Origin of the sequence: Neomoorella stamsii (assembly GCF_002995805.1) — a bacterium.
Lineage (GTDB): Bacteria > Bacillota > DSM-521 > Neomoorellales > Neomoorellaceae > Neomoorella > Neomoorella stamsii.
Map to the genome: position 1 here is coordinate 22940 of NZ_PVXL01000044.1, position 17361 is coordinate 40300.

Below are 17361 nucleotides of genomic sequence, written 5' to 3' on the forward strand. Positions count from 1 at the left end.
GTGTCTTCACTCCTACTTCAGGAAATAAGCAATAAGGCCTATTAAGACGGAAACAATAAAGCCATATACAAGTACCGGCCCGGCAATGGTAAACATCCTCGCCGCCACGCCAAAGACAAAACCTTCCCGTTTAAACTCCATGGCCGGCGCCACAATGGAGTTGGCAAACCCGGTTATGGGGATAATAGAACCGGCACCGGCGACTTTGCCAATCTCATCGTATATCCCTAAGCCGGTCAGGAAGGCCCCCAGGAAAATCATAACTATTACCGTTGCGGAAGCAGCATCCCTGGGGTTTAAACCGGCAGAAGCAAAAATAAGGGTGATGATCTGGGCCAGGGCTGAGATGATACCCCCGATCCAGAAAGCATTGAGGGCGTTAACAATAACCCTGGGCCTGGGTTTAACGCTATCGGCCAGGCGCTGGTAGGCCTGCTGGTCATAGGTTTGTTTTTGCTGCCTTACCTGTTCTGCCAGGGTCAGGGGCTTCTTGGGCGGCCCCGGCTGCCTGGTACTATCAGCCATTACCTTCACCTCGGATTTTTATCGCTCTGCTATATTATCGACCGCCGGGAGCCCTGTTTATACGTAAAAAGTCAACCGCTGGGTAATTATGCCAGCAGTTGACTTTACTCAAATACTTACATAAAATTTTTACTAAGATTGGCGAGGGAGTTGAGACATCTTTTGAAACATCAGCCATATTACGGGTTTATCGGCAATGGCGAAACAGCCGCCCTTATTGCTCCGGACTTTTCCATCGCCTGGCTGTGCGTGCCACGTTTTGACAGTTTTCCCCTTTTCGCCGCCGCCCTATGCCCACAATGTGGCGGTAGTCTTAGCCTTAATATTGAACCCCGGGTAACGCCTCTAAGCCAGCGTTATCTCCCGGAGAGCAATATTTTAGAAACTATTGGTAGAGGTAATGGCCTGCAGGTTACTGTTCTGGACTTTATGCCATGGGGCTACCACCATTTAAGTCGCCTAATTATTCTAGAAAATACCGGTACAGTAACTTTAAAGCCTAGGGTAGATTGGGTGGCCCGGCCTATTGTTACCAGTGTCCATACTTTTAAAGTCCGGTTCCAGGGGTCTTTCCAATTTATCTCCGGTCCCGAAGGCGCAGCCTGCATCGGCATGGCCGGTTCACCGGGACCTACTTCCACCCTGACTTTAAAACCGGGTGAAAAGCATCGCTTCTGGCTAGTTCTGGCTTACGGCTCCAGTTTAACCCTGGCCCGCCAGCACTGGACGGCGGGCTTCTACAGTTCCCTGGAAGAAAATCTCACCTGGTGGCGCCAGTGGCTGAGGAAAGCCCGGCGGCCCCATACTGCTAACCCGGAAGTTATGGAAGCATACTACCGCAGCTTGATGGTTTTAAAACTCCTAACCTACGAGCGTACCGGCGCCATTATTGCGGCGCCGACCACCTCTTTTCCCGCCGTACCCGGCGGCAACGACAACTGGGACTACCGTTATTGCTGGCTGCGGGACGGGTATTTCACCGCCCTGGCCTTTGATGCCGCCGGCTATCATGAGGAAGCCCGCAGTTTCTATGAATTCGCCCTTTCTTTACAACAGCCCGACGGGGGCTGGTATATGCCCCTGGTACCTGTGGAAGGAAGAGGTGGTACCGAATACATCGCCGGAGACCTAGCCGGCCCCAATGGAGAAAAACCCATTCGCTTCGGCAACGCTGCCATGCACCAGATCCAGCTGGATAATGCCGGAAACGTCCTCGACGGCCTGTGGAACCACTACCTGGCCACCCGGGACCGGGAATATATCCGCTCCCGCTGGGATGCCATCCGCCGGGCGGCCATCTGGCTGGAAAATTACTGGGACCAGCCGGAAAATGGCATCTGGGAAATCCGCGAGCGCATGGATCACTGGCTCTACGGCAAAATCCTCTGTTATGCCGGTTTAACGGCTGCTTCCCATTTATCCATCGAACTAGGAAGACTACAGTGGGCCGGCCGGTGGCACCGGGCGGCAAGTCGCGTCCGCCGCCAACTCCTGATCCACGGCTGGTCGGCAGAGCGCCAGGCCTACCTGCAGCATTACGGGCCTGACGCTCCCCTGGATATATCCGTGCTGGCCCTGGAATTTTATGGTTTACTGGCAGCCAACCACCCCCGTTTACAGAAGACGGTAGCCGCCATGGAAAAGCTTGCGCCTGTTGCCAGGGGCGAGCCTTCAGGCAGGGGCGGGCTTAATATGTGGGGAGGGATCGCCCGTTTTGAACACGCGGCTATTCCCTTTTACCTGCCCACCCTGTGGCTGGGGCGCTATTACCTCCACGCCGGCAACTACGAGCGGGCGCATGAACTATTACAGGTCTGCCTGGATAATGCTACTGACCTTTACCTGATGGCTGAACACTTCGACCCCCGGACCGGCGAGCAGTGGGGCAATTTTCCCCAGGGTTTCAGCCACCAGGAAATAGTCCGGTTCTTGCTTGACTACGCCTACCGGGAGGAATAACAAAGGGCTCCGGGTATATCCGGAGCCCAACAGCATCTTTTCCTTCTTACCTGGGCGGCCGCCTCCCTCTAATTCCCCAGGGCCTGCAAAGGGGCGGGGATGCGGCCGCCACGGCGGATCATAGACGCCGGGCTAAAGTTATTGACGTCCATAACCGGTGCCCGGCCCAGGAGGCCGCCGAATTCTACCAGTTCCCCGGGCTTTTTCCCCGGGACAGGTATGACCCGCACCGCCGTGGTTTTATTATTAATCATGCCAATGGCCGCTTCATCGGCAATGATAGCGGCAATGATATCCGCCGGGGTGTCGCCGGGAATAGCAAACATATCCAGCCCAACCGAGCATACGGCCGTCATGGCTTCAAGCTTCGCAAGGCTTAAAGCGCCGCTCTCCACAGCCCGGATCATGCCGTTATCTTCACTCACCGGGATGAAGGCGCCGCTTAAGCCCCCGACGTAAGAAGAAGCCATGGCCCCTCCCTTTTTGACGGCGTCATTGAGTAAAGCCAGGGCAGCCGTTGTGCCGTGGGCGCCACAGCGTTCCAGGCCGATGGCTTCCAAGATCTCCGCTACGCTGTCACCCAGGGCGTTGGTAGGAGCCAGCGAAAGGTCGACAATGCCAAAGGGCACTCCCAGGCGGGCCGAAACCTCCCGTCCCACCAGTTCTCCCATGCGGGTCACTTTAAAGGCTGTATTTTTAATAATTGTCGCGAGTTTACCCAGGTCAGCCTCCGGGTGCTGGCGTACTGCCGCCAGTACAACCCCGGGACCGCTGATGCCGACATTTAATACGCACTCTGGCTCACCGGGGCCGTGGAAGGCTCCGGCCATGAAGGGGTTATCTTCGGGAGCGTTACAAAAGGTCACCAGCTTAGCGCAGCCAATCCCTCCCCTGTCAGCCGTAAGCTGCGCCGTCTCTTTAATCAATTGGCCCAGCTCGGCGATGGCGTCCATATTCATCCCGGCCCTGGTGGTGGCCACATTGATGGAGGCGCAAACGCGCTCAGTGGTGGCCAGGGCTTCCGGCAGAGAATTAAAGATGGCCCGGTCACCTTTAGTGAATCCTTTATGTACCAGAGCACTAAAACCACCGATGAAGTTCACGCCTACCGCTTCTGCCGCCCGGTCCAGGGTCCGGGCCAAGGGGGTGAGGTCACTTTCCCCTGAAGGTTCACCCACCTGGGCAATAGGGGTTACGGCTATACGCTTATTAACAATAGGGATGCCATAAGCAGTTGCCACTTCTTCGCCAACGGTAACAAGTTTCTCCGCCCGGCGGGTTATCTTATCGTATACGCGGCGGCAAGTTTCCTTAAGACTTCCGGTGGCACAATCACGCAGGCTGATACCCAGGGTAATGGTCCGGATGTCCAGGTTTTCTACCTGGACCATGCGGATGGTTTCTAAAATTTCTTCCGGTGTAAAAGAAAATAAAGTCGGCATTGTTTTCCTCCATCTTTGAACGGGAGAAGACTTATCATTTAGTTGCGGACTTACCCTCATTTACCTTCATGGGGGCTGCGGTTAGATGCGGTGCATAAATTTGAAGACATCCACCTGCTGCATCGTCACCTGCACACCCAGTTCCTCGCCCCTGGCCTTGAGTTGTTTTTGCAGTTCAAAAAAATCAAGATTACTACCCTTCAGGTCCACAATCATGATCATGGTGAAAAATTCCTGCAGGATGGTCTGGCTGATATCGAGGATATTCACATTGGCAGCAGCCAGGACGGCGGTTATACCCGCTAAAATACCCACCCTGTCCTGGCCTAAAACTGTGATTATGGCCCGGCCGTCGGCAACTGTCATGATTTTTCACCCCCGCAAAAATCCTCCAGTACTGCTTCCAGCTCAGCGGCATCGACCTGCAGCCAGCCCCTGGTGAAGAGGGCCAGGCCACGGAAAAATTCAGTCCGGGCAGCTTTCTGAATATCGCTGCATAAGGCCGGCACCCATTGCTCCAGGTGTTCCTTTAAAAAGCGCTGCTGCCCCTGCAGGAATTCAGTTGCCTCTTCACCGGCCTGGACTTTTGCGGCCGCCGTCCTGCTCAGCCAGGCCATAAATTCCATTTCCAGACCCAGGTGGTCGTCCGGCTCCCGGTTTTTCTTTTTACTCTCCAGGCCAAAAGAACGATAAAACTCCCTTACCGCCAGGGTTTCCTCGCCGAAGAGGAGATGCTCCTTGGAGCGATATACTGACTCCCAGGGCGGCGCCTCCAGGTGACCGGGACCGACGAAAAGGCGGTTGTAATCCTCCTGGAGTTCCTGCTGGTAGGCTTCCATGTCACCGGCCCGGGCCGTCAGCTCGGCCTGCATCTGCCGGCAACCTGTGGCCAGCATGGGATTATCAATACTGGCAGGTAGTTCGACCAGGAGTTGCTCCTCTACCAGGGCGGACAACAGTTCCTTTCCTGGCCCTTCCTGGTAGAGGCGGGCCAGGAAACGGTAAATCAGTTCCCGCCCTTGAAGCCACTCAAGTAATAATTCCTTGTCCATAAAATCTCCCATCCTTTCTACCCTGGCCCAGGCAGGTTCCGGGTCAGGTAACAGCGCAGGCACTCAGTGGTCCCGGCGCTGGCCTGGAAGGTTTCCCCGCAGGTCGCGCAAAGGTGTTCGCTGGCTGTAGCCACATTAAAAGTTGTCTCGTCGGCCACAGCTTTTATGGCCATATCCTCTCCCCAAGTTAGGCTGTGCTGGGGGCAGACTGCCAGGCACAGGCCGCAGTGGTTGCAGCGGGCCGGGATAAACCTTAACTCCCCTTCGCCCAGGGTCAAAGCACCGGCGGGACAGAGGCGGCTGCAGATATTACAGAGGTAGCAGGGACCGGCCAGTTCCAGGGAGGCCAGGGGTAAACGGGCCCTCGTCGGGTAGCCTATCTCAGGCCGTACTCGTTGTAAGGCCTCCCTGAGGATGGACATCCTCTCCCCGGTAAAAACTGCCTGTTTCGTACCCGGACCCGACGCTGCTTTAACTCCCGGCACTTTGATCCCCCGTACCAGGGAGCGGAAAAATTCGCGCCGACCCATGGCAGCCGGGGCTACGTGGGATGCCTGGCCTCCTCGATGCTGTGGGGCCGGAGCTGGTGTAAGGGTAGTCCCCTGCACCAGACGATCGTGTGGCAGGCCCAGGGCCGCCAGGGTCCTTTGTGCCCAGGCAAAGGAAGCCTTAAAAAGCTCCTGCCCCTTCTCTCCCCAGGGACAGGCAGCGCAATCCTCGGGCCGGTAGCGAAACCCTGTTTTGCCCCTTGCGGCCAGGGCGACCATTATTTCCGGAGCCACTGCCCCCAGACAAGGAACCATAAAAAAGCCTTGCGGCAGGCTCTTTTCCTGACCCCGGGTGCAGGAAAAAATTACTTGCCCGGTGGCAGCAATAATCTCCTGACCCCGGGCGAGAATGAAGGCGTGGGTTTGCTCTGGATCTTCCAGGGCCCCGGTAGGACAGGCCACGGCACAAAGGCCGCAGCGCCGGCACTCTTTCAAACCGGGCCGGCCGTTTTGCAGCTCAATCCCATCAACCGGGCAGACCTCCAGGCACCTCTGACAGGTTGCCCAGGGCGACAGGGTGCGGATACATTTTTCAGCACGTAAGCGTACCTGACCCAGCCCCGTCAAGGCGCTGGCAAGGGTTTCGAGATCCAGTTTCCCCACCCCCCATTCCTGTATAAAAGCGGGCCTCATCCAGCCCGCTTTTCATTAAATCCTCAATTTATATTATCGTACTTTCCTGCCTGATGGTCAAGGAGTGGAAAGAAACTGAAACCGGCCCGTCAATAGCCGGGCCATTTCACCAGAAGCGTGAGATTAATTTAGTCTACTATATCTTCCCCAGCCATCTCCGCCAGCATGCGTTCTTGAAAATAATTATCTTCGGCAGGATTATAGTGGTAACCCTGCAAATTTTTCAGTAACTCCTGGCGTTCTTCATTGCTTAAAAAACTACTGATAGCTTTTAATTCCCCAGGCAGAATTTCCTTAAATATAAAGAGTAACTTTTCTGTCCTGTTATCCCTCAAAAAACCGCGCACTTCTTCCCATACTGACTCGCCAGCAAAATTCATTTACATCAACCCCCGTAAGTTATAAATTCAAATAAAGCTTTAGCAGCTGCTTCCGGGCCTTTTATTTCATATCCGTGCAGGCCCAACTGGGTACGTAACTGCCCTATTTTGACACCCCTGGCAAGCATCTGGCTAAAATATTGTCTGGCCAGGGCATCATGCTGGTCCCGCTTCTGGGGGGCACCAAAGGGGTTGGCAAAATAAGTATGCACCAGACCTTCTTCATCAGTGGTACCCTTGGAAAGCCGGGCACCCTCGCTAAAGACCTCCAGGGCTGTATCGACGTCATTAAACAACTCTATATGGGGATGCTTGTTATCTACCGGTTCATAGTTATTAGCGTACAGGAATAGATCTACAGGATACCCCCTGGTTACTTCCTGGTAGTTAGTAATCGGGATTACCAGGCGGGCGTTTTTTTTATGAGGGTTCATGAAGATACTGCGGTCAATCTCCGCATAGGGAAAACCCGGGGCTAAATCATCCAGGCGAACAAAGGCGCCAATTTCTGTCCCGATGCCCACCACCTCTCCTTCAGGAGTTATCCTTAAGGATCCCATATCATCAAAAATAACTGTTAAGCGACGCATATAGTCCGTGGCCAGAACGCGAAAGGCTTCCAGGGATTCTGATTTGCCAGCACCGCTATCACCGACCAGGACCACGTTGGCACTAGCCCCTGTCCGTAAAACAATTCGCGCCATAGCACCATGAACAGGTAAATAACCATGCTCAATGGCAATAAGGTTATGCAGGGTTAAAACCATCTTTTTAAAATAACCAAAGTAGTCAACATCATCAGTTCGCCCGATCAGTCCTAATACTATACCCGCCTGCCGGTCTTCATAGTATACTGTCTGGCGCTTACCCAACAGTTCCGGCTCCACTCCAAAAATCAGCATGGCTTCTGGTCGTCGACCTTGAATTTCAGCTGGCTCAGCTAATTCAAACAGGTTGGCGAGACTGAGACCCAGGGGTAAATACCGTTTATGAAAATAGATAAAGGTTAACAAATCCCCTACTTTAGCCGGATAGCAAAGCCAATCCCTGGCTTCCAATTGACTATGCTTGAGGGGATTATGGGACACCGGCATAAACATACCCTTGCGGTAATTGCGTTTGGGGTAATATACCAGCGGCGGTTCGATAACTACCAGCTGGATAAAAGGTATCGCCTGCAACTGTCGGTATTCTTCCCCGGGAATATCCCAGGCAATTTTATCAGCCAGTATTCCTGCTCCTGCTCCGCAGGGTAGTTGCCGGTATACCCGGGGGAGTTTTTCCATTAAATTGGCCCCGATTTTCCGGTAAATTTCCAGTACCAGGTTGGTAAAGCGCTCATTAAGTTCAATAAACTTATGATGATCACTGGCAGTTTCTCCTGCCTGATGGCAACCATCATCAACAATCAGGAAACGGGCATATTTCCGCCAGTAATTGTAAAGCTTTTCCACAAAGTCATATAGCATTGTCTTTCTAGCCAAAGCAGGATTGAAAGCAGGATAACGTTTGCTAATTTCATCTGGCCGGTATTCAGTAAGAAGCAAAAGTAAATCAGCAAGGGCCTCCTTATCCCACAGGTTGCTGGCACCAGCACCGCTGCCTTGCTTACCAGCAGGTGTTCTCAGGAAAGGTTTTATAGCCTCCAGTTCCGGTGCCTGGTGTTGCTCTAAATCTTCAATGAAGCTTGCCAGAATCCGGTGGAAAATTGGACTTTTAAATATGTCCGATGCTGTTTCGCATATATTAGGTCCAAGGACAATAACATGATGCTGTTCCCACTCTGTCATCTCATTTACCTCCATAAGGTAAATAAAAAGGCCAACAATAATGTCTGCTTAAAGACACTATTGTTGGCCTGCTATTCGCCAGCTCTTCTGTACCAGACCAGCTGCCGACCAGCGGACCTTAAAGTTTGATGTTGGCTTCTCCCTCGATTAAAGGAGAATCCCCCATCGCTAACCCAGTGTTATTATATACTATAGTTATGGTAAAGGCAAGCTTAATCAACTAGGGCTTCAAGATTAGCCTCAAGGGTAAAAACCAGAATCCTTTCTCCTGTGACGGTGCTAATATCAGTATGCAAACTTATTACCTTCTGACCGGTGAATTCCTGAATCATTTTTTCTAATAACGGACGGGAATCCTCCAACAACTGAGTACGTACTTTCTTAATCAAGATTTTACCCTCATGGCTATGAGCCAGGTGTTGTTCGGCCGGAGTTAAAACTCCCTTGAGACGGATAAAAATCTGGTCTTCAATGATAAAGGTTTTAACTTCCTGGGGTCCCCGGCCCAGATATTCCTTTTCAAATTTCATTAATGCTTTACTGATATCATCTTCAAGCTGCCCTTTACGGGTCATTTATATCGCCTCATCCTGCTTTTTAATTTACCCAGAGTTAACGCTGGTAATATAACGGGCCTTTAGTTTACCAGGTCACCTATAATGTCCAGAACTTCCTCCAGACATTCAACTATATAATCAGGCTGTACAGGCTGATTTTGAAGTTTGGCCCTTTTGCGGTTCAACCATACGGCAGTAGCTCCAAAGCCCTTGGCGCCTACAACATCGGCAATGAAAGAATCCCCTATATGAATGATCTCTTCCGGATTACACTTTAAAAGCTCAGCCGCCTGCTGGAAAATCACAGGCGAGGGCTTGTAAGCTCTGGCGTCTTCTGAAGTCACAATGGCATCGAATTTTAGTCCGTGTCTCATTAAAGCTATAGATAACTCGTGATTGTCAGTGTTGGAAATCAAAGCCGTCCTGAATTGACGGCCCACAGCCTCAACTACTACAGGAGCAGCGGTATAAACCTGACAGTTTTCTATCATTCGCAACCATATTTCCAGGTCATTGGGAACTCGCCTCCCACGAAAGCCGAATTGCCTGAAGGTCATATCCAATGCTTGATCAAAAACCACCCAGAGCTTAGAGAAAGGCCCCGCCATGATTAGTTTATCAGCAAACTTATCCCACTCCCGGTGAAAAGCTACAGGGTCGGCGGGAAAAGAGTTGGCTTGTAATATTAGTTCTGTGGCTTTAGCATGCAGACCCTCGATATTGAAAAGCGTTCCATAGGCGTCAAAAGTTACAGCACGTATATGATACATGCGTGTTCCCTCCAGCGGCCAAAAAGTCCTCCTGCCGTTTAGGCTAAGGTTGTGACAAGGGCGTATTTCCAAAGTAGTCCGGGCAGCGGCGAGCAGGCCCCGAGGGCCTCAACATTAACCGGCATCAAAGTCTACCTTTTTTGCCAACTATCAGCTTGCCCAAAAGTTTACTTATTTCCACAGCCACCAGGGGGACAAGGCTCAGGCTCAGGACCACCGCCCAGTCGCTGGTACGCAACACCGCCGTCTCAAAGATACCTCGCAAAAAAGGAATCAATACTACAGCCACCTGGAGAGATATTGACGCCAGGAAAGCATACATCAAACTGCGGTTGGTTCCCAATCCTATGGACAGGAGGGATTGATCCATGCTCCGGACATTGAAGGAGTGCACCAGTTGCGACAGAGCCATGGTTACAAAAGCCATGGTATGGGCTTCGTCCAGGGTCCGTCCCCAGCTAAGGGCCAGCCAGTATGAAAACAGAGCCAGCAGCCCGATCATGGTACCCTGCCACACGATGTTAATGCCCATGCCCCCGGCAAACACCCCTTCCTTGGGTTTACGGGGCGGACGGTCCATAACGCCTTTTTCGGGTGGCTCCAGGCCCAAGGCCAGGGCAGGAGGACCGTCAGTAACCAGGTTTAACCATAGTATCTGGATGGGAGTCAGGGGACTACCCAATCCCAGTAAAATGGCAGAAAAGATAGCTACAATCTCACCGGTGTTGCAGGAAAGGAGATACTGGATAGACTTGCGAATATTGTCGTAGATGGTTCGCCCTTCTTCAACCGCATTGACGATGGTGGCAAAATTGTCGTCTAATAATACCATATCTGAGGCTTCTTTGGCTACCTCGGTACCGGTAATCCCCATAGCAGCCCCGATATCGGCCCGTTTGAGGGCCGGGGCGTCATTGACACCATCGCCGGTCATGGCCACCACATGTTTGTGTTCCTTTAGGGCTGCTACGATGCGGAGCTTATCCTCAGGGGATACCCTGGCGTAGACGGTGACGCGGTTTACCACCTCTTTCAGTTGTTGGTCGTCCATCTGGTCCAGTTGCGCACCGGTCAAGACGCCGTCACCCTGCTTCCAGATACCCAGTTCTTTCGCGATGGCCATGGCTGTTTCCTGGTGGTCACCGGTGATCATTACCGTCCGGATGCCTGCCCGGCCGCTGACAGCCACTGCTTCCTTGACCTCAGGACGCGGGGGATCCTGCATGGCATAAAAACCGACAAAGGTAAGGTCCTGCTCGGCGGTATCCGGTGAAAGGCCAGCCGGAATTTCAGGCCACCGGCGGACAGCCAGGGCCAGTACGCGTTGCCCCTGGGACGCCAACTGAGAGTTAATTTGCAAAAGCCGGGTACGCATTTCTCCAGTTAGAGGTTCAATTCCCTGCCCGGTCATTACTCCGGTAGAGCGGGCCAGCAATACATCGGGGGCTCCCTTGGTAAAGGATTGGATTGAGCCATCTATATGGTGAAAGGTGGTCATCATTTTGCGGGCGGAATCAAAAGGGATTTCGGCTAGCCGAGGGTAGGTCTTCTCCACCTTCTCCCTTATCAAACCCGCTTTGGCTGCTACCACTACCAGGGCTCCCTCTGTGGGATCGCCGATTACGCGGTAACCCTTCTCTGTTGCCTCTAACCGGGCGTCACTGTTTAACAACCCGCCCAGGAGCATTAATTCCAGGTTCCGATCAGTTAAAGGAGCAATTTCATTTCCCTGCTGGTTCAGGAAACGGCCGTCAGGCTGGTAACCAGTACCAGTTACCTGCAGGAAGTTGCCGGCAGTATAAATCTGGGTAACAGTCATTTCATTTTTGGTAAGGGTACCTGTCTTGTCAGAACAAATAACAGTTGCAGTGCCCAGGGTCTCTACCGCCGGCAGTTTTCTAATAACAGCCTGCCGCTGGCTCATCCTGGTAACGCCCAGGGCGAGCACAATGGTCACTACGGCGGGCAGGCCTTCCGGAACTGCTGCTACTGCCAGGCTGATGGCTGTCATAAACATATCCAGAACATCTTCGCCCCGCCACAACCCGGTGGCAAACACCAGGGCTACGATGACTCCTGCAGCCATTCCCAAAGTTTTACCAAGTTCATTCAACCGCCGCTGCAGCGGTGTAGGCTCCAGCGGCGTTTCCTGAAGCAGTTGCGCGATCCGACCCAGTTGGGTGTTCATCCCTGTTTCCACCACCAGGGCCTTGCCGCGTCCGCTGGTAATAATAGTACCCATAAAGAGCATGTTTTTCCGATCGCCCACCGGGACTTCACCGGCCGCTATCATGGCAGGGTCCTTTTCTACCGGTACCGACTCTCCCGTTAAGGCGGCTTCGTTTGCCCGTAGGGAAACCGCCTCGATCAGCCTGGCATCAGCCGGTACAAAATCTCCTGCATCTAATAATACTATATCACCAGGGACCAGTTCGCCTGCGTCAACCTGCGTTACCATTCCGTTCCGGACAACTTTGGCTGCAGGTTTGGTCATCTCCTTTAAAGCTTTAAGGGCCTGCTCAGCCTTATTCTCTTGATACACGCCCAGAACGGCATTCAACATTACGATGACAAGGATAACAATAGAATCTTCCCATTCGCCCAGGATACCCGAGATGATCGCCGCTCCAATCAGGATTAAGACCAGAATTTCCTTTAGCTGGCCTATAAACATGGAAAAAAGGCTGCGGGGGGGCGGCTCTTTTAAAACATTGGGGCCGTAGATCTTTAATCGTTCGTTGGCCTCCTCTTGATTCAGCCCCTGATGCAGGTCTGAATTAAGTTCCTGGCAGACCTGATGGATCTCCATGGCATACCATTTCTTCTCTGGCAACTCATAATCCTCCTCCCAGATTGTGTAGAGCTTTAACACTACAATAACCCTTAGCAAGTTAAAAAATGTAAATAAAAAACCTTTGTTCAGTGCAAAAATACACCAAACAAAGGTCTTGCTCCCAAGTTAAGCCCCTGGGACCAGGGCGGCTCTTACCGATGCGTACTGTCGCCCTGGTCAACAGGCCATAAGGCCTATGAGCTACTCCCCTTTGATTTAAATTATATGCGAGAAACCCCTTGGCGTCAACCACTAGCTGAAATGCCAGTCACCAGTCCGGCACCGCGGGCCACCAAAGGGCGTGATGCCCTTTGCCTCCTTAGGAAATGCCGTACCCTTCTCCTTGTTGCGAGTACCGGGCTTAAACCTGGATACAGGTGGCATCAAGCTTATCTTCTGGTAACCCTTCCTCCCCCATCCATCATAATATAAATTAGCGATTTTTAGGGGAGGAGGTTTATTATGACTGCCGACCAGCAAGGAAAGCGCGGTATTACCGTCCGTCCCGGCGACGAGCAGGTAGAAAAACAATCCTTTTCTTACCAGCTGGCCCGGGCCTATGTACCCTGGCAGCGTTTTACTAACAGGTGGGACCCTATGGAAGGCCTGGCCCGGGGGACGATTTTCCCCGAACTCTTCCAGCCTTACCAGCCCCGGCGGACACCTTAAAACAACATGGTGGAGGGTAAAACATGGATGGACAGCGATTAAGCCTGCTTAAAAAGATCATGGCCCTGGAATTTACTTGCGTAGACTTTAACCTTTACCTGGACACCCATCCCGAAGACTACCGGGCGTTAGCGGAATATAATGCCGCCAGCGAAGCCCTGCTGGCGGCAAAAAAGGAATACGAAAACCTCTACGGTCCTTTAACAAATTACGGTAGTACGCCCAGTCCCCAGGCCTGGCGCTGGATCGACGAACCCTGGCCCTGGGAAACAACTTTTTAGGCGGAGGGATTCTAAATGTGGATTTATGAAAAAAAACTGGAGTACCCTGTGCGCGTCGGCGGCCCTAACCCCCGCCTGGCCAAAGTAATCATCACCCAGTATGGCGGGCCCGATGGTGAGTTGGCTGCTTCGCTGCGCTACCTAACCCAGCGCTATACCATGCCCCTTCCCCAGGCCAAGGCAGTTTTGACGGATATCGGCACGGAAGAGCTGGCCCACATGGAGATTGTCGCTACCCTGGTCTATAACCTGATTAAAGACGCCCCCCTGGAGGAAATTAAACGCGCCGGCCTGGACGGTTATTATGCCGACCATGACCGTGCCCTCTATTTCGTCAACGCCAGTGGCGCCCCCTGGACGGCCACCTACATCCAGTCCAAGGGTGACCCGGTCACCGATCTCCATGAGAATATGGCCGCCGAGCAGAAGGCCCGTTCCACTTACGAATACCTGATCCAGCTCTCCGACGACCCCGATGTTAGTGATACTCTAAAGTTCTTGCGAGAAAGGGAAATCGTCCATTTCCAGCGCTTCGGGGAGACGTTAAACCTGGTACATGAATACCTGGAGCGTAAAAAGTATTATTAAATCGAGTAGGGCAGCGCTAGGTGATCAGCCTAACGCTGTCCCTCTCACAGAACCGTGCGTACGGGCCTCGTACACGGCTCCTGGTAAACCTCAGTCATTAACATTCATAGTAGCGATGCAAGATGCCAACCTCGTATCGTTCAAGGTTAATCAAACCGACTTGTAGATCCTCACATTAATTCATCCCAAAATAATTCCATGGTCGCAAATTGAACAATCTGCATCTGAAGTTAATACCAGGAGAGTATGAGAATCCCATTTCACTTTACGCCAGTATTTAAACTATAGATGGATTTTAGTCAGTCTGTCCGTCTGCTGCAAGGAGTGCTGCTTGAGGGGGAATCAGGTAGAATATTGGCTGGGAGGGTTTGCCATGCAGCTGATATTCTACACCACCGTGTCGCCCGAAGAGTACTCCTGTCAGGGTAAAGATTTCCCTTTCCCTGAGCCCGCTTTCTGCCCCCACTGCCGGATAAAGGTGCCGCCCCAAAAACACGGGTTCTTTGTCCGCAACGTTATTACCGCTGATTTCAGCGGCCGCATCTTTATCCGGCGTTACTACTGCCAATACTGCCGCACCACCATCTCCTGCCTGCCTTCCTTTTGCCTGCCCTATTTCCAGTACACCGTGGATTTAATCTTTACCGGCATCAGGCTTGTGCTGGGCTCTAATTTCTCCCTGCGGGGCTGCCTTAAGTTCCTAAAGGAGCGCTGCCGACATCTCTACTGGGATATCTCGCACCTGCAGTTTTACCTGCGCCGCTTTCTGGCCAGGCTTTCGGCCATCAAACTTGGTTTGCGCCAGCTTCTGCCCCGTGTCCAACTGCCGGAGGAAATGCTGGTTAAAAGAGTAGGAGCCCAAAAGGTACTCCGCCTCATTACCACTGGATTTGCCCACATCCAGTCTTTCAGTGCCAGGTTTTACGAGGCTTTGGGGTACGCTTTTATGGCTCCTTTGCCCAATATTTTAGCATAACCGGAGCCTTTTTGGTACCCCCGGAGGTGAAAAATGGCAGCCACAAAACTTTTGTCTGGGTAGCGCTTAAGAAGGATGGTATTATCCAACTTGTAGGGACCTGCAGGCTGTAAGCGCTTATGGCCTCCTAAAATTTAACATCCAGTGTTCAAGGAGGCTGTGGTTCTTTATGCTTTCTGCTCAAGACCGGGAAGAGATCGCCCTGAAGAAATTTGCTTTGATTGCGCCGGTACTAAACGGCCAGGTGCCCAATCAGAAGGAGTACTTTAAGGACCTGGCTTCTAAACCTATTGTAATGCCCCATTATGGCATAAAGCGGTATTCTCCCAAGAGTTTCTCCTGGTGGCTCTATCTCTATCGCTGCCATGGTCTGGAGGGGTTAAAACCCGGTTACCGTTCCGACCGGGGGAAAAGCCGGCGGATAACTGACGAGATGGCTTTGCAAATCGCCGCTAAAAGGGCGGAGAAACCGCGCCTCAATGGCATTATGCTCTATGATGAGCTGGTCAAGGAGGGGATTTTTACCCCTAACAAGGTCTCTTTATCCACCTTTTACCGTTATCTTACCCAGCACCCCGACCTGGCGGCGCCTCCTGCCGCCGAGGTTGGGGCTGAGGCAAAGGAAATCAAACGCTTTGCCCACCAGTGGGTGAATGAACTCTGGCAGGGGGATATCATGTACGGCCCTTACCTTAAAGTAGGCCGGGGTAAAAGGCAGACTTATCTCATTGCCTTTATCGACGACGCCTCACGCCTGATCCTTCATGCCCAGTTCTTCTGGGAACAGAACTACACCGCCGTGCGGGCGACCTTAAAAGAGGCTATTTTAAAGCGCGGCGTGCCGAAAATGATCTATACCGACAATGGTAAGGTTTACCGTTCGGGCCAACTGGCCGTCGTTTGCGCCAGTCTGGGTTGTTCTTTGCTCCATGCCGAACCTTTCGCCCCTTATGCCCGGGGTAAGATTGAGCGCTTCTTTCGTACGGTACGCACGCGCTTCTTGCCACGCCTGGATCTGGAGAAAATTAAATCCCTGGAAGAATTGAACCTGGCCTTCTGGCAGTGGCTGGAGGAGGATTACCAGCGCAAAATCCATAGCTCTTTGGGCTTAAGCCCCCTGGACTTTTTCCTTCCCCAGACCGAGCGGGTGCGGATCTTCCCTGACCCAACGCTCCTGGATGAGTATTTCCTCCTGCGGGTGATGCGTAAGGTCAACCTTGACGCTACCTTCTCCCTGGATAATATCCTCTATGAAACGGAACCGCAGTTGGCATGGCCTGCGCCTGGAGGTGCGGTATGACCCGGAGTGGCTTTTAAACCCGGCCCGGCCCGTCCTTTTGTACCGCGAAGGGTTAAAGGTGGGCAAGGCCAGGCAGGTTGATTTGGCTGCCAATGCCACGCTGAAAAGAAGGGGACGTGGCCGCCCGGCCCATAAGGACCAGGTTCCGGCCCTGGTAGAGGAATCCCCACCTCCAGCTGACAGATCCGAACCTTCACCGGCCGTCTCTTTTGCCGATCTGCTCGAAGGTCAAGGAAAAACTGGAGGAAGCCAGGGGAGGTGAGGCGTGATGTTTCTGCCGTTCTTGGGTTTGAAATTTAACCCTTTTAGCAAAGAGATATCCTTCGACCAGTTGTTCTTAAGCCAGGACCTACGGGAACTCACCTCCCGCCTGCAGTACCTGCTGCAGGTGCGGGGCATCGGCCTAATCACCGGTGAGGCGGGCTGTGGTAAGACTACCGCCTTAAGGAAATTTGTCAGCGAGCTTAACCCGGCCCAGTACAAGGCTGGATATTTCGCCCTCTCCACCGTCACCGTGCTGGAGTTCTACCAGGGCCTGGCTTTAATCCTGGGGGAAGAACCCAAGCATAAGAAGGTCCATATTTTCCACCAAATCCAGACGGCTATCAATAGCCTTTACGCCGACCGTCATATCACCCCCGTGATTGTCCTAGATGAAATCCACCTCGCTACCAACAAGATCCTGGAGGACATTCGCCTCCTCTTTAACTTCCAGATGGACTCCCAGAACCCCTTTGTCCTCATCCTCGCCGGCCAGAACCTTATCCGTTCAAGACTTGCCCTTAATGTCAACAACCCTTTAAGGCAGCGCCTTACGGTCAAGTATTTCCTCCAGGGCCTTAAACCCGAGGAACTTAAGAGCCGGCTAAAACTTGCCGGTCTACACGAGGATATTTTTGCCCCGGCTGCTCTGGAGGCGATCTATGGCATCACCAACGGTTTACCCCGCCTGGTAAATAACCTGGTTACTACCTGTATGCTCTGCGCCTGTGGTAAGAAGCAAAGGTTGATTGATGCAGAGATTGTCTACCAGGCACAAATGGAACTGGAGATTTAGA

Annotated in this window: 16 protein-coding genes and 1 pseudogene; 7 read left to right on the top strand and 10 right to left on the bottom strand. The window is 52.6% G+C overall.

The annotated features are described in order from the left end of the window. Nucleotides 1-12: 12 nt before the first annotated feature. On the bottom strand, nucleotides 13-525 hold the full coding sequence (gene spoVAC, locus MOST_RS08170) for a stage V sporulation protein AC (RefSeq protein ID WP_106007087.1): 513 nt from the start codon (nucleotides 523-525) through the stop codon (nucleotides 13-15). 162 nt (nucleotides 526-687) lie between these two features. On the opposite strand from spoVAC, the gene MOST_RS08175 reads away from it, so the two are divergent. Next, a complete protein-coding gene (locus MOST_RS08175; RefSeq protein ID WP_054937194.1) occupies nucleotides 688-2484 on the top strand; it encodes a glycoside hydrolase family 15 protein in 1797 nt (598 codons plus the stop codon). Between the two features lie 68 nt (nucleotides 2485-2552). Here MOST_RS08175 and MOST_RS08180 read toward each other — a convergent pair whose 3' ends face one another. The 9 genes from MOST_RS08180 to MOST_RS08220 form a co-directional block, all read right to left on the bottom strand. After that, nucleotides 2553-3926 (bottom strand): PFL family protein, encoded by a 1374-nt coding sequence (locus MOST_RS08180; RefSeq protein WP_054937195.1) that lies wholly within the window; start codon nucleotides 3924-3926, stop codon nucleotides 2553-2555. Between the two features lie 81 nt (nucleotides 3927-4007). Beyond that, the gene (locus MOST_RS08185; protein WP_054937196.1) at nucleotides 4008-4292 is read right to left on the bottom strand and encodes an ACT domain-containing protein; all 285 of its coding nucleotides are present in this window, start codon (nucleotides 4290-4292) and stop codon (nucleotides 4008-4010) included. Continuing rightward, entirely contained in the window at nucleotides 4289-4978 is a 690-nt protein-coding gene (locus tag MOST_RS08190; RefSeq protein WP_054937197.1) for a TorD/DmsD family molecular chaperone, read from the bottom strand. Before MOST_RS08190 ends, MOST_RS08185 begins: the two co-directional genes overlap by 4 nt. 17 nt (nucleotides 4979-4995) lie before the next feature. Continuing rightward, nucleotides 4996-6129, bottom strand: a complete 1134-nt coding sequence (locus tag MOST_RS08195) for a DUF362 domain-containing protein (RefSeq protein ID WP_106007095.1) — start codon at nucleotides 6127-6129, stop codon at nucleotides 4996-4998. A gap of 158 nt (nucleotides 6130-6287) precedes the next feature. Continuing rightward, nucleotides 6288-6539 (bottom strand): hypothetical protein, encoded by a 252-nt coding sequence (locus MOST_RS08200; RefSeq protein WP_054937199.1) that lies wholly within the window; start codon nucleotides 6537-6539, stop codon nucleotides 6288-6290. Nucleotides 6540-6544: 5 nt separating this feature from the next. After that, entirely contained in the window at nucleotides 6545-8329 is a 1785-nt protein-coding gene (locus tag MOST_RS08205) for a hypothetical protein (protein WP_054937200.1), read from the bottom strand. Between the two features lie 212 nt (nucleotides 8330-8541). Continuing rightward, complete coding sequence (locus tag MOST_RS08210; protein WP_054937201.1) at nucleotides 8542-8904, bottom strand: Na-translocating system protein MpsC family protein; 363 nt, start codon at nucleotides 8902-8904, stop codon at nucleotides 8542-8544. A gap of 62 nt (nucleotides 8905-8966) precedes the next feature. After that, nucleotides 8967-9656: an HAD family hydrolase gene (locus tag MOST_RS08215; protein ID WP_054937202.1), complete on the bottom strand. Its 690-nt coding sequence runs from the start codon at nucleotides 9654-9656 to the stop codon at nucleotides 8967-8969. A gap of 124 nt (nucleotides 9657-9780) precedes the next feature. Next, nucleotides 9781-12489, bottom strand: a complete 2709-nt coding sequence (locus tag MOST_RS08220) for a cation-translocating P-type ATPase (protein WP_106007089.1) — start codon at nucleotides 12487-12489, stop codon at nucleotides 9781-9783. A gap of 462 nt (nucleotides 12490-12951) precedes the next feature. On the opposite strand from MOST_RS08220, the gene MOST_RS08225 reads away from it, so the two are divergent. The 6 genes and pseudogenes from MOST_RS08225 (at nucleotide 12952) to MOST_RS08250 (ending at nucleotide 17360) form a co-directional block, all read left to right on the top strand. Further along, nucleotides 12952-13158 carry a spore coat associated protein CotJA gene (locus tag MOST_RS08225; protein ID WP_054937203.1) on the top strand — a complete coding sequence of 69 codons (207 nt, stop codon included), beginning with the start codon at nucleotides 12952-12954 and terminating at the stop codon, nucleotides 13156-13158. A gap of 23 nt (nucleotides 13159-13181) precedes the next feature. Further along, nucleotides 13182-13439, top strand: coding sequence for a spore coat protein CotJB (locus MOST_RS08230; protein ID WP_054937204.1), 258 nt, complete (start codon nucleotides 13182-13184; stop codon nucleotides 13437-13439). Between the two features lie 15 nt (nucleotides 13440-13454). Then, a complete protein-coding gene (locus tag MOST_RS08235) occupies nucleotides 13455-14027 on the top strand; it encodes a manganese catalase family protein (RefSeq protein WP_054937205.1) in 573 nt (190 codons plus the stop codon). Nucleotides 14028-14400: 373 nt separating this feature from the next. Continuing rightward, entirely contained in the window at nucleotides 14401-15003 is a 603-nt protein-coding gene (locus tag MOST_RS08240) for a DUF6431 domain-containing protein (RefSeq protein WP_054937206.1), read from the top strand. 169 nt (nucleotides 15004-15172) lie between these two features. Continuing rightward, nucleotides 15173-16565, top strand: a pseudogene (locus tag MOST_RS08245) (DDE-type integrase/transposase/recombinase). Between the two features lie 6 nt (nucleotides 16566-16571). Continuing rightward, nucleotides 16572-17360: an ExeA family protein gene (locus MOST_RS08250; protein ID WP_054937207.1), complete on the top strand. Its 789-nt coding sequence runs from the start codon at nucleotides 16572-16574 to the stop codon at nucleotides 17358-17360. The last annotated feature ends 1 nt before the right edge of the window (nucleotide 17361 follow it).

Excerpts from the sequence above, each read along its gene's own strand:
- spoVAC (WP_106007087.1), bottom strand. The coding sequence starts at position 525 with ATGGCTGATAGTACCAGGCAGCCGGGGCCGCCCAAGAAGCCCCTGACC.
- MOST_RS08180 (WP_054937195.1), bottom strand. The coding sequence starts at position 3,926 with ATGCCGACTTTATTTTCTTTTACACCGGAAGAAATTTTAGAAACCATC.
- MOST_RS08185 (WP_054937196.1), bottom strand. The coding sequence starts at position 4,292 with ATGACAGTTGCCGACGGCCGGGCCATAATCACAGTTTTAGGCCAGGAC.
- MOST_RS08190 (WP_054937197.1), bottom strand. The coding sequence starts at position 4,978 with ATGGACAAGGAATTATTACTTGAGTGGCTTCAAGGGCGGGAACTGATT.
- MOST_RS08200 (WP_054937199.1), bottom strand. The coding sequence starts at position 6,539 with ATGAATTTTGCTGGCGAGTCAGTATGGGAAGAAGTGCGCGGTTTTTTG.
- MOST_RS08205 (WP_054937200.1), bottom strand. The coding sequence starts at position 8,329 with ATGACAGAGTGGGAACAGCATCATGTTATTGTCCTTGGACCTAATATA.
- MOST_RS08210 (WP_054937201.1), bottom strand. The coding sequence starts at position 8,904 with ATGACCCGTAAAGGGCAGCTTGAAGATGATATCAGTAAAGCATTAATG.
- MOST_RS08215 (WP_054937202.1), bottom strand. The coding sequence starts at position 9,656 with ATGTATCATATACGTGCTGTAACTTTTGACGCCTATGGAACGCTTTTC.
- MOST_RS08225 (WP_054937203.1), top strand. The coding sequence starts at position 12,952 with ATGACTGCCGACCAGCAAGGAAAGCGCGGTATTACCGTCCGTCCCGGC.
- MOST_RS08230 (WP_054937204.1), top strand. The coding sequence starts at position 13,182 with ATGGATGGACAGCGATTAAGCCTGCTTAAAAAGATCATGGCCCTGGAA.
- MOST_RS08235 (WP_054937205.1), top strand. The coding sequence starts at position 13,455 with ATGTGGATTTATGAAAAAAAACTGGAGTACCCTGTGCGCGTCGGCGGC.
- MOST_RS08240 (WP_054937206.1), top strand. The coding sequence starts at position 14,401 with ATGCAGCTGATATTCTACACCACCGTGTCGCCCGAAGAGTACTCCTGT.
- MOST_RS08250 (WP_054937207.1), top strand. The coding sequence starts at position 16,572 with ATGTTTCTGCCGTTCTTGGGTTTGAAATTTAACCCTTTTAGCAAAGAG.